We start from the raw sequence: 12,641 nt of genomic DNA on the forward strand, positions 1-12,641 counted from the left end.
ATGAAAAAATTTCATTCGAGTGCTCGATTCCAAAAACGACTTTCTCACTTTTTTACTTACTTTTTTCTTTTAATACTGTCAGTCATTATCATCTATCCGCTTTTGATCACAGCAAGTACTGCCTTCAAGTCAGGAAATATTGCAGCTTTTAGTTTAGATCTTTCAAGTGACTGGACTTTAGGAAACTTTACTCGGCTATTCAGTGAAACACTTTACGGGACTTGGTATAAAAATACATTGATCATTTCTGTCCTAACAATGATCGTACAAGTGACTGTAGTAACTTTGGCGGGCTATACTTATAGTCGCTATCGTTTTATCGGCCGCAAATCAAGTTTGATGTTCTTTTTAGTGATTCAGATGGTACCGACTATGGCAGCATTGACTGCCTTTTATGTCATGGCTTTCTTATTAGAAGCGCTCGATAAGTACTGGTTCTTGACAATGATCTATATAGGCGGTGGAATTCCAATGAATACTTGGCTGATGAAAGGATACTTTGACACTGTACCAATAGATTTAGATGAATCTGCTAAACTTGATGGGGCAGGGCATTTCAGGATTTTTTTCCAGATTGTATTACCGCTTGTCAAACCGATGCTCGCCGTTCAAGCATTATGGGCTTTTATGGGACCTTTTGGGGATTTCATGTTAGCTAAGTTCCTGCTTCGAACACCTGAAAATCAGACTGTTGCTGTCGGCTTACAAACATTTATTTCTGATGTGACAAACCAAAGAGTCTCTCTTTTTGCTGCTGGGGCAATTTTGATTGCACTACCGATTTGTCTATTATTCTTCTTTTTACAAAAGAACTTTGTTACCGGCCTGACATCTGGCGGAACAAAAGGATAGGAGCAGAGTATCATGCAAACATTTCCGTTAAACTATTTTTCCGCATTACGTACGCCAACTCAAGTGTTTGCGGGACGCAAACTATTATCATGGCCTAAATTTTTCTTGATATTTGTATTTTTAGTTTCCTTGATGGTCATGCCTGTGACTCTTTTTTATGCCAATCAGATCCAAGCGATTCCATTAGAACAATTTCTATCCGTTCATTCGCTGATCGATGAACAAGGAACCCAAAAATTTTCTGAACTTGAATTATCTGAAACTGGGTTACAAGCATCGCAACAAACGATAGCTGTGACCCCTGAAATTTTGGTAGGTGTGTCTTTATCTGAGAAACAACAATCCGATCATGGAACTTTTATTGATTTTGAGAAGGAACAATGGGTGATCCAACAAAAGGATAAATCTGGTATACGCCGCTATACGATGAATTATAGCCCATCTTTCCAACCAGATTCTGTACGTACGCCCGAAGATTTCCAACGATTTTTAGAAAGAGAATTTTATGCCAGTAATCGTCCAACAATCATTTTATCTTATAGTTTAAGTCTTGGTCTTGTCCTATTTGTCATGACGAGTCTCATTTTATTCGGGGCTTCCTTTTTCTTGTGGATGACAAGAAAAAGCCAACTTTCATCCATTCATACATTCAAAGAGAGTGCAAATTTGATGCTGAATGTTATGGGAATAGGTTCCATGGCAGCAGCAGTTGTAGGGTTTATCCACTTTGACTTTATCTTGATGCTAAGTGTCCAAACAACGATAACTGTCTTGCTGCTTTTATGGGTTTTTGTCAAAACAAGATTCAAAGATAAGCGTGTCGAATGACAAGTTTAAGCGATTTATGCGACAATGAATGTGAAAAAAATGAAAAATAAAGTAGTTTTTGAAAAATTTCTGAAAAAATTAAACTTCTTAGTTGATTCTTTTCTTTTTTAGTATTAACGTAATAGGGTAGTTTTTTTAAGGAGGAAAATCATGTTAGAGAAAACTTTATACAATCAATTATTTTCACGTTCTTTCTCGCTCCCTGTCGAAGTAAATTATTGGGACGGTACAACGAAACAATACGGAGATACGGACACTCCTCCCCAAATCAAAATCAATATCCATGAAGAAATCCCAATGAAAGAGATTACAAGTAACGCTTCTTTGGCACTAGGAGAAGCCTATATGGATCATCGAATCGAGATCGAGGGAAGTATCCAAGCATTGATCAACGATGCTTATCAGCAAGCAAACAGCTTTTTACGAGGAAAAGATTATCTAAAATGGCTGCCAAAGAAAGAAAAACATACGAAACAAAAAAACAAAGAAGATATCCATGCGCATTATGACTTAGGTAACGACTTTTATAAACTTTGGCTAGATCCAACTTTGACTTATTCTTGTGCTTATTTCAATACACCTGAAGATACGTTGGAACAAGCACAAATCAATAAAGTCCATCATATCTTAGACAAACTCTTTATCAAAGAAGGCGAAACGTTGCTTGATATCGGTTGTGGCTGGGGAACATTGATGTTCACTGCTACCAAAGAGTATAATGTCAAGGCAACTGGGATCACACTAAGTGAAGAACAATACGATTTGATTACCAAAAGAATAAAAGAAGAACATTTAGAAGATAAATGCCGTGTATTATTAATGGATTACCGCGAACTAAAAGGCGAAACGTTTGATCATATCACAAGTGTAGGTATGTTCGAACATGTAGGTTCTGAAAATCTTGAAGGTTATTTCAAAGTGGTAAAAGATTTATTGAAACCAAAAGGAACAGCTTTGATCCATGGAATCAGCCGACAACAAGGCGGTGCGACAAATGCTTGGATCAATAAATATATTTTCCCTGGCGGTTATGTCCCTGGTGTTACTGAATTAGTTGATAATATTACAAAAAACGATTTGCAACTGATTGATTTGGAAAGCTTACGTCGTGACTACCAATTGACATTAGAACATTGGACAAAGAATTTTCATCAAGTCCAAGATCAAGTCACGAAAGAAATGGGTGATTCCTTCTATCGAATGTGGGATCTATATTTACAAGCTTGTGCAGCTTCATTTGAATCAAGTAATATCGATGTGATTCAATATTTGCTTGTTCAACCTGGAAACAATGACATCCCAATGCATCGTGCATAATTGAGGCAAAAGTACTGTTTAAAGACTATTTAAAAAGAAGCTAAGTTTTATGATGCTCCAGAAGTGAACTTTTTTGTCTAACTTCTAGGATTGTCTCTAAAGCTTAGTTTCTTTTTCTTTATATTTTCATAATAAAAGTTTGGTTCTTTAATTTTTAAACATGACAGAAAATTTTTTCTTCGTTATACTTGTAATAGAATACTATTTTATAACAAAGGGGATCGAATCAATGAAAAAAACTGTTATTTATACTAGTTTATTTGCAGCTTTGTTTTTAGCTGCTTGTCAATCAAATACCAATCAAGGCACATCTGGGAATACGTCTTCCAGTAGCGAACAGCGCTCTTCACAGGTATCGGACTCCTCAACAAAAGCAAGCACATCTTCGTCTAGCCAGACAAAAAGTTCTAGTGAAGCAAGTACTCAGTCAGATATCAAAGTGTCTGCAGCTCGTGCGATCGAATTGTTCCAAGATAAATACCCAGATACTGCAATTACTAGTTTGGAATTAGATAGTGATTGGGGATCTTACTTCTACAAGATAGAAGGTGTCGATGATCAAAAAGAATACGAAGCAAGAATTGATGCTCAAAATGAAAAAATGGAGACAGAGAATCCAGAAACTCTAGATCGAGATGAACAAAATGGTCAAAAGAAAAAAGAAGATGGTCTGGATGTTGATAAATTGATCACGATTGAGGAAGCAGCAAAAATCGCCGTCGACAAAGTAGGAAGCGGTACGGCAACAGATTGGGATTTGGATAAAGATTTAGGTACTACTTATTGGGAAGTCAAAGTAAAAGACGGCAATCAAAGTACATCAGTCAAGATCAATAGCCAAACAGGCGAAGTACTGTCAACTGAACAAGATGATTAAGAATTTCTTCGGAAAACAAGAGTTGATTTTTCTTTTAGTCATGATACACTAGACAAAATAACTTGTTTGAAGGAGCGATTTACTTGAGTTTAGAAACGACCTTTGCCAATCATATCTTTGCCAATCCTTTGATGAATGCATCTGGTGTCCACTGCATGACTACCCAGGAATTAGATGAACTGGCTCATTCAGAAGCAGGAGCATTTATCACTAAGAGCTGTACGATCAATGAACGAAAAGGAAATCCCGAACCACGCTATTTTGATGTTCCTTTAGGGAGTATCAATTCTATGGGACTTCCAAACTTAGGTTTTTCTTATTATCTAGAGTATGCTCTTGCGTATGAAAAAGTGCAGGAAAACCAAAATCAACCGTTATTTTTTTCCATTGCCGGGATGAGTGTCCAGGAAAACTTGGAAATGCTTGAGAAAATAGAAAAAAGTGGGTTTAATGGGATCACTGAATTAAATTTATCTTGTCCCAATGTGCCTGGAAAACCACAACTAGCTTACGATTTTGAGGCCACTTATGAAACACTGAAAGAAGTATTCAGCATCTTTTCTAAGCCGCTAGGAATCAAATTGCCTCCTTATTTTGATTTTGCTCATTTTGATCAGATGGCTGATATCTTGAATCAGTTTCCATTGACCTATGTCAATGCTATCAACAGTGTGGGCAATGGTTTGTATATCGATACAGAACAAGAAGCAGTAGTCATCAAACCAAAAGAAGGGTTCGGCGGCATTGGCGGAGAGTATATCAAGCCGACTGCTTTGGCGAATGTTCGCGCTTTTTATACACGTTTGAAACCAGAAATCCAAATCATTGGTACAGGTGGGATTCGGACAGGACAAGATGCATTTGAACATCTGCTATGTGGCGCAAGCATGTTACAGATTGGTACAGAGCTTCATAAAGAAGGGCCGGAAATTTTTTCTAGAATCATAAAAGAATTAACGCAGATTATGTCAGAAAAAGGATATACGTCAATTGACGAATTTAAAGGCAAATTACGCACCATTTCATAGCAAAGAGACGAAGGTCATGATTGATCTTCGTCTTTTTTTATAAAAAACACTCGTCTGTTCATTCCTGTGCAAGCGTACTCATTGTATGTTAGACGAACTTGTGGGAAAATAACAGAGGCAAAAAGGAGGATAATATGAATGATGCAACAGAATTAGCAAAAGAGCTTAAAGAAAAAGAATTTAGTTTTCAAGAACTAGTTACGGATATACAGAAAAAAATAAAGAAGCAAAATCATGAATTGAATGCGTTTGTCGCGCTTGAACCATTCGAGAGTAATTCCCACGAGCTATTGATTCCCCAGTCAGAAAAAGGGCCATTGGCTGGTATCCCATTTCCTTTAAAAATGCTCGGTCAAGAAAAAAAGGGATGGCTAGCTACTTCAGGATCTCGTTTATTTGAAACACACCGAGCTTCTCATACATCTAATTATGTGCGGCAAGCAGAAGCGATAGGTCTAGTTCCTTTTGGACAAACCAATGCGCCAGAGTTTGGTTTCAAAAATATTACAGACCCAGTCATCTATGGCCCAGCAAGAAACCCTTGGAACCTTGAATGTACACCGGGCGGATCAAGTGGAGGAGCTGCTGCTGCAGTTTCATCAGGAATCGTTCCTTTAGCTGGTGCTAGTGATGGCGGTGGTTCTATTAGAATACCCGCTTCGTTTTGCGGATTGATTGGGCTGAAACCTTCGCGAGGGACGATGCCAGTTGGTCCATATGCTTGGAGAGGATGGCAAGGAGCTGCTATTGATTTCGGCTTGACAGTTTCTATGAGAGACACGGAGGCTTTATTTTATGGGATGAGAAGTATCCATTCCGGTGCGCCATATCAAGTATCGCCAGTTGAGTGGCAAACACATCCAAGAAAAAAACGGTTGAAGATAGCTTTTTGTATTGATTCACCGATCCACTCACAGATTAGTGAAGAGGCAGTACTTGCTGTAAAAAAAGCTGTAGATTTCCTTGGAAAAGAAGGGCATGATTTGACAGAGATTCCTTACCCACTAGATGGTCGTAAACTGATCACGTCTTATTATCAGATGAATGGCGCAGAAACAGCAGCAATGATCCGCTCGATTGAAACAGGCATCCAGCGAGCTGTCAGAAAAGAAGAACTTGAACCCATTTCTTGGACTTTGTTCCAATATGGTCAGAAGCTCTCTGCCGCTACTTACATCGATTCTCTGCATGTATGGGATGAAGCAGCAATTGTCATGGAAAACCTACATCAAGAATACGATCTATTCCTTTCACCAACGACTGCATTTACCGCCCCTAAAATCAGCGAAGATTTGCAAAGTGATGCGATAAGAGCACAGATGGAACACATCAGTGATTGTTCTGAAGTAGAAGGTTTAGACGTTGTTTCTTCCATGTTTGAGGAGAGCTTGAAGATCACACCTTATACACAGTTGGCTAATCTGACTGGACAACCAGCAATCAGCTTGCCTACTCATTTGACAAAAGAAAACATGCCTCTAGGAATCCAATTTATGGCTGCCAGAGGAAGAGAAGATTTGCTATTTCAAATCGGCTATCTATTTGAAGCAAATCATCAGTTCCATTTACCAAATCCATGGAAATAGCAGAAACAAGGAGAAGAAGAATGAAGAAAAAAAGATTGTTTGCTCTAATAACTAGTGCCTTTTTTATTTTAAGCGCTTGCGGTACAGCTGCCGCTAATCAGGAAGATAACAGCTGGAGTAATGTAGAAAAAAAGAAAGAATTAGTAGTAGCGACTTCTGGCACACTGTTTCCCGCATCTTATTATAATGATCAAAATGAATTAGTTGGTTATGATGTAGATTTGGCAAAAGAGGTGGCTAAACGGTTAAATGTCAAAATCTCCTTTAAAGAATACAACGTGGATGGACAAATCACTTCTGTTTCAAAAAGAGAATCAGATTTTGCTGCGAACGATTTTGGTATCACAAAAGAAAGAGAAAAAAGATTCTCCCTTTCAGAGACTTTCAAATATTCATTTGACAGTATGATCGTACGAAAAAAAGATGATTCAGGAATCCACTCACTTGAAGATCTTAAAGGGAAAAAAGCAGCTGGCGAACCCAATACTAGCTATATGCGTTTAGCGGAAAAACACGGAGCTAAATTAGTCACATATGACAATGCCACGAATGATCAGTATTTAAGCGATGTAGCAAATGGTCGAACAGATGTTATTCTAAATGATTATTATCTGCAGAAAATGGCCGTATCTGCTTTACCAGATATCCCTGTAAAAATACTGGAGAACGTTTATTTCAATGAAAACGAAAGTGGTTTTTTATTGAAAGAAGGAAATGATGCTCTGAAAAAGAAAATCGATGGCGTATTAAAAGAGATGAAAGAAGATGGGACGACAAAGAAAATATCTGAAAAATATTTTCAAACTGATGTTTCAGTCAAACCGAAAGAAACGATGGCTGAGTCGGTGAGTGAGTGATGTACTTTCCTCTAATTGATTTTTCCCTCATGTGGACTTCACTTCCTTTCGTACTGCAAGGCTTGGTATACACATTAGGGATTGGCTTCGTGTCGTTTCTTTTAGGAAATTTGGTAGGGTTGCTTTTGACAGTTTTAGGTCTTTTGGATTGGCTGCCTCTGAATGTATTTATTCGTTTTTATTTATCGTTCTTTAGAGGCATTCCCGCACTAGTCCTGCTGTTTCTGTTATATTTCGGGTTACCTTATCAATTAAGTGCCTTAACGGCTTCAGTCATCTGCTTTACGATTACCAGCAGTGCATTTATTGGTGAAATCTATCGAGGATCACTAGCAGGCGTTTCTTCAGGTCAGTGGGACGCTGGTTTAGCTTCTGGTTTTTCTTTCTTTGGGGTATTGAAATATATCGTTTTGCCGCAAGCTTTTCGAATCTCAGTACCGGCACTCAGTAACGTAGCTATGGATCTAGTGAAAGGTACTTCGTTAGCAGCAACAATCACAGTGCCAGAAATATTTCAAAAAGCAAAGATCATAGGCGGTCGGACATTCGATTATTTTTCTCTCTATATTTTAGTTGCACTGATTTATTGGGTCATTTGTATCGGGATCGAAAAAGTGCAACAGTATTTAGAAAAACGTTCTATCCATCAGTCAATCTGAAAAATAGAAATGGTGCTAGCGTGGCTGGCACCATTTCTATTTTTTGTTTCTTGTATATTCTGCCTAGTATTTTAAAACCATTTCATGTAAAATGTAAATCGAAAATATGTTCGGAGGTAGAAAACATGAAGACCCCGCTAACCATCGAAATAGAATCCTCGTTATACCAATATTGCATCGAGCAAGGCGGCTTGGTTGTAGAAGAAGTCACGATGCCTGATGACCAAGGAATTGTAGATACGCTTAGCTGCTTGACAAAATTTGATGGAAGCCGAGAATGGCGATGCTATGAGCTGAAAGTGACAAAAGCAGATTTTCGCTCTACAGCCAAACTGTCATTTGTTGGACATTATAATTATTTTGTTTTACCAAGTAAACTATATGAAGAAGTAAAAACTGAAATCCCTACAGGAATAGGTGTTTTAGTGTATCGTCCGTACACGGTTGAAGAGGAGATGCCTGCCTCTGGTACATTTCTGATTGCGAAAAAAGCAGCAAAGAAAGAGCTTGCTGTACCGGAAGAAGCTTTGACAAACCGCTTCATGGCTTCTTTATTCAGGGAAGTAAGAAAAGCAAAGCAAATGGAGCGAGGCGTAAAATATTTTCCAAAAGATCAATTGTACAAAGAATTGAAAAGACGTTCAGAAAATCAAGATCCATTTTCTAACGAACGATATTATGAACGGTTTTTAGAGGAAATAGCTAGTCAGGCAATCAATGAGTTGCAAGAAGAAGTTATCGCGCTTCAGCATGATTATGAATATTTGAGGCAACAACAGCAGATCCGTCGGTTGCCTACAGAGCCATTGGAGTGAAAAATATGTACTATCCTTATTTAAGAGGAAAACAATTTGACCTATTAGCATTAAAAGAAGCACTGTCGCGAGGATTGCTCTCCAATAAAATCCAACCAGTGATCGAACCAGTACGTGATTCCGCTACGCTTAAAAATGTGATCGAATTATTTCAAAAAAAGCACCATCCAATCGCTGTGATCCAAAATCCCCAAGTAGGACAATTCAAATTATTCGATCAGCATGTGCACAGTTGGACAGTCAAAGAAAATAGCTCTGTCGTCCCTGCACAGATCTTAACGCCAGAAAATCTCAGTGAAGTACTGGATTCACCTCCAGCGTTTCTTGTTTTCGATGGACAGCACTACCCAAAAGATACAGAGGTGTGGAAACAGTTGGCAGGAGTTGATTCGAAATTTTTGATACCAGATACTAGTCGCTTTCGCATCTGGCTGCCCGAAAACAAAATTGTGATCCGTGACTCTTTTCAAACGAGAAAGCATGTTGAAAGTTATGCAGATAAAACAGATGACTTTTTTAGTGATGACTATCTTTTTTTCCACGCAGACGGATATATTGGATTTTCTGATTTCACGATCGAAGGTAGCCGTTATTTCGATAAAGGGTTCCCTAGCCGAGCGCTTGCTATCCATCTAACGTATATTGATGCTTACGGCAATATACGCGTGAAACATTTTGTCTCTGACAGTAACGACTCTGCTAAAGACCAAGCATTGAAGTTTCTTGAAGCAGGAGATAAAATGAAAAAATGGATCATGCGTCACCATCATCAACTCTTGATTACTTCAGGAATGATTGAATTATTGGCTCTTTACCAGCAACAAAAATTCCCTGGACTGGGAGTGTTGAAAAAGTGGTCACTTATGCATCATTTGGAACTTATTAGTCACCTGCTAGATCATCCAAAAGATTGGCTTAAATATTATTCAAAAGTTCAGGAACTATATGAAGTGATCCAATGATTAGATAATGTAAATGAAAAAGGAATAGAAAAGAGGAAACTGGATGTATATTCGGCAAACAAGGAAAGAAGAAGTAGAAGAAGTGGTAGAAATCATTAATGCCGCAGCGGATTTCATTGCTTCGCAAGGCTCTCCTCAATGGCAAAACGGGCAGAAACCAACAAAAGAAACGATTTTGAACGATATTGAAAGAAAAGAAAGCTATGTATTAATAGTGGAAGATCAAATTGCTGGAACAGCTGCATTAGTCTCAGGCGTGGATCCCGTTTACACAAAAATAGATGGTAGTTGGAAAGAATCAACTGGTCCTTATTTATCGATTCATCGTGTCGCTTTAGCAGAAAGTACTCGAGGAAAAAAACTAGCAAAACCGTTCTTAGAACATTTGTTGACGATTGCAGCCAGCAAAAATATCCAAGATATCCGTATCGATACTTATCCAGCTAATGAACCGATGGAAAAGACCATCTATTCTGCTGGATTCACTTATCAAGGGATGATTGAATTTCCTTTTGAACACGGCGAAAGAAAAGCATATCAAATAATCATCAATTGACTATAAAATCATCTGAGCAAAGATAAAGACATTAACACTACTGAAAAAAATAATCATATGATAGCCAAGAGGTTGTAACAGAAGTGGCCAGCTTCAAAAAACAAGAAAGAATTTCCGAAAATGCTTCTCAAATTTTTGTGGAATTTTAGCGTATTTTACGAAATAGCTGCTTTCTGAAACTCCCTTCATCGAGAGGTCGTGACATAGCTTTTGTCACGATCTCTCGGCTTATCCTACGAGTATTATTCGATACATTTATATCAATAATCCTTTTTTTATTTTATCTGCAGCTTCTTGGAACGCTCCATCGTTTGACACGACTAAAAGTGAGGGGATAGCTTTCAAACGTTTCAACTGTGCTAAATCTTCTACATAAACCGCCAGTCTGGCTGAAATCTGTTCAGATGAATCTCCACGTTTTTTCAGGCGCGATTGCAATGTTTCTTTAGAGATCGTAATAAAGATAGGACGGACTACCGTCCCGAAATACTCATATAAATGCCAAAAACCATTTGCTGTCAAAACGGCGTAACAATTTCCTACTGTCAGTTTCTTTTTAATTTCTGCTTTACTGGAACCATATTTATGTTGAGCATATTGGTCCCACTCTGCAAACTCATTTCCCTTGATCATCTGATTGAATGTATTGTCAGAAACAAAATAATAATCCTCTTGATCTTTTTCCCCAGGTCTTGGTGATCGATTCGTGTAAGTAATGATCTTTTGTTCCGGCTGAAAAATAGCTTCTGCGAGTGAAGTTTTTCCAGAACCAGAAGGACCGATAAATACATAGCAATAATTCATTGTCATTTCTCCTTTGATGATTGAACAAGTGAAAAAGCTTTGGAAAATATTTCCAAAGCTTTTAAAAGTAACTTTGCTTTTTTGTATTTTATACCAGCAAGCCAGTCACAATAGCACTTAAAAAGCTGACTAAAGTCGCTGTTAGCAAAATTTTCAATCCGTGTTTTGCGACAAGATTTCCTTTTTCTTCATTTAATCCCTTCATCGCACCAGAAATGATCCCGATAGAAGAGAAGTTGGCAAATGAAACGAGGAAGACAGATATAATTGCTGTTGTACGCTCAGTAAAATGGAAATTACCATTTGCTAATTCTGTCATAGCAACAAATTCATTTGTAACCAGTTTAGTCGCCATGATACTACCGGCATCCACTGCTTCTTTCCATGGGATTCCGCTGATGAAGGCAAGAGGGGCAAAGATGTAACCTAGGATCTCTTGGAAAGTGATGCCGAATATCCCGTGGAAGATAGCATTGATCATGGCAATCAAAGCAACAAAACCGATAAGCATAGCAGCAACCGTGATCGCCACATGGAAACCATCAAGAATGTATTCTCCCAACATTTGGAAAAATGTCTGTTCTTTGTTTTCTTCAATGATCAGCTCATCTTCTTTTTCTTCTAATACATAGGGATTTACAATTGAAGCCAGAATATAACCGCCAAATAAGTTCAAAACAAGGGCAGTGATCACATATTTAGAATCGATCAGTGCCATATAAGATCCGACGATCGACATAGAAACTGTAGACATAGCCGATACACTCATGGTGAACAAACGTTTCTCAGATAGGAAGGGTAATTCCTTTTTTATGGAAATAAAAACTTCCGATTGTCCTAAAATAGCAGAAGCTACTCCATTATAAGATTCCAATTTGCCCATCCCGTTGATTTTACTTAATCCTAGACCAACAGCTTTCATAAATAATGGAAGAATCTTGATATAGCGTAGAATACCGATAATAGCAGAAATAAATACAATTGGCATCAATACGGAAAGAAAGAAAGGTGCACTTCCTTTATTTGCTACACCGGCAAAAACAAAGTCAACACCTTGCCCAGCAAAAGCAAGAAGATGATCAAACATTTTTGCCAATACAGAAACAACCGCTGTACCAAAAGTTGTACGTAATAATACGAAACCAAGAACAAGCTGTAAAACGAACATCACAATTAGTGGTTTCAATTTGATTGCTTTTTTGTTACTGCTGATCAAAAAAGCAAGCCCTAATGTGACAAATAAACCAATAATACCTAATAAATAACTCAAATAATCACTCCTATTCCAAATTCCGTTTTATTTTACCTGTTTTGCAAATAAAATACTAATCTTTAGTGAAATTTTCATTACTTTTTTAGAGTGAAACGCATTCATTTTCCATTAGAAAATAAAGCGAACAAAATAAAAGGTTTAAAAAGTGTAACGTCTTAGTAAAGTCTATAAAAAAACGAAACTATCGATTAAGCTAATAGTTTCGTTTTCAACATTTATAAGTAAAC

Annotated in this window: 13 protein-coding genes; 11 read left to right on the forward strand and 2 right to left on the reverse strand. The window is 37.7% G+C overall.

The window, feature by feature from the left end:
• From PYW34_RS06150 to PYW34_RS06200, 11 genes are all read left to right on the forward strand, one after another.
• The gene (locus PYW34_RS06150; protein ID WP_002288156.1) at window positions 1-852 is read left to right on the forward strand and encodes a sugar ABC transporter permease; all 852 of its coding nucleotides are present in this window, start codon (window positions 1-3) and stop codon (window positions 850-852) included.
• A 12-nt stretch (window positions 853-864) separates the two neighbouring features.
• Entirely contained in the window at window positions 865-1,680 is an 816-nt protein-coding gene (locus tag PYW34_RS06155) for a maltodextrose utilization protein MalA (RefSeq protein WP_002295923.1), read from the forward strand.
• A 150-nt stretch (window positions 1,681-1,830) separates the two neighbouring features.
• Entirely contained in the window at window positions 1,831-2,997 is a 1,167-nt protein-coding gene (locus tag PYW34_RS06160) for an SAM-dependent methyltransferase (RefSeq protein ID WP_002295921.1), read from the forward strand.
• Between the two features lie 229 nt (window positions 2,998-3,226).
• Window positions 3,227-3,874: a PepSY domain-containing protein gene (locus tag PYW34_RS06165; protein ID WP_002295919.1), complete on the forward strand. Its 648-nt coding sequence runs from the start codon at window positions 3,227-3,229 to the stop codon at window positions 3,872-3,874.
• Between the two features lie 83 nt (window positions 3,875-3,957).
• Window positions 3,958-4,902, forward strand: coding sequence for a dihydroorotate oxidase (locus tag PYW34_RS06170; RefSeq protein WP_002295918.1), 945 nt, complete (start codon window positions 3,958-3,960; stop codon window positions 4,900-4,902).
• A 134-nt stretch (window positions 4,903-5,036) separates the two neighbouring features.
• Window positions 5,037-6,488, forward strand: a complete 1,452-nt coding sequence (locus tag PYW34_RS06175) for an amidase (RefSeq protein WP_002333015.1) — start codon at window positions 5,037-5,039, stop codon at window positions 6,486-6,488.
• A gap of 20 nt (window positions 6,489-6,508) precedes the next feature.
• Window positions 6,509-7,345, forward strand: coding sequence for a transporter substrate-binding domain-containing protein (locus PYW34_RS06180; RefSeq protein ID WP_002333014.1), 837 nt, complete (start codon window positions 6,509-6,511; stop codon window positions 7,343-7,345).
• On the forward strand, window positions 7,345-8,004 hold the full coding sequence (locus PYW34_RS06185; protein WP_002321153.1) for an amino acid ABC transporter permease: 660 nt from the start codon (window positions 7,345-7,347) through the stop codon (window positions 8,002-8,004). Before PYW34_RS06180 ends, PYW34_RS06185 begins: the two co-directional genes overlap by 1 nt.
• A 125-nt stretch (window positions 8,005-8,129) precedes the next feature.
• Window positions 8,130-8,819, forward strand: coding sequence for a hypothetical protein (locus tag PYW34_RS06190; protein ID WP_002303824.1), 690 nt, complete (start codon window positions 8,130-8,132; stop codon window positions 8,817-8,819).
• Between the two features lie 5 nt (window positions 8,820-8,824).
• Window positions 8,825-9,781, forward strand: coding sequence for a sce7725 family protein (locus tag PYW34_RS06195; protein ID WP_002295913.1), 957 nt, complete (start codon window positions 8,825-8,827; stop codon window positions 9,779-9,781).
• A 43-nt stretch (window positions 9,782-9,824) separates the two neighbouring features.
• Window positions 9,825-10,337 (forward strand): GNAT family N-acetyltransferase, encoded by a 513-nt coding sequence (locus tag PYW34_RS06200; RefSeq protein WP_002295912.1) that lies wholly within the window; start codon window positions 9,825-9,827, stop codon window positions 10,335-10,337.
• A gap of 255 nt (window positions 10,338-10,592) precedes the next feature.
• Here PYW34_RS06200 and PYW34_RS06205 read toward each other — a convergent pair whose 3' ends face one another.
• A complete protein-coding gene (locus tag PYW34_RS06205; protein ID WP_002295911.1) occupies window positions 10,593-11,141 on the reverse strand; it encodes a guanylate kinase in 549 nt (182 codons plus the stop codon).
• 88 nt (window positions 11,142-11,229) lie between these two features.
• A complete protein-coding gene (locus PYW34_RS06210; RefSeq protein WP_002295909.1) occupies window positions 11,230-12,411 on the reverse strand; it encodes a NupC/NupG family nucleoside CNT transporter in 1,182 nt (393 codons plus the stop codon).
• Window positions 12,412-12,641: the final 230 nt, after the last annotated feature.

Source organism: Enterococcus faecium, assembly GCF_029023785.1.
GTDB classification, from domain to species: Bacteria; Bacillota; Bacilli; order Lactobacillales; family Enterococcaceae; genus Enterococcus_B; species Enterococcus_B faecium.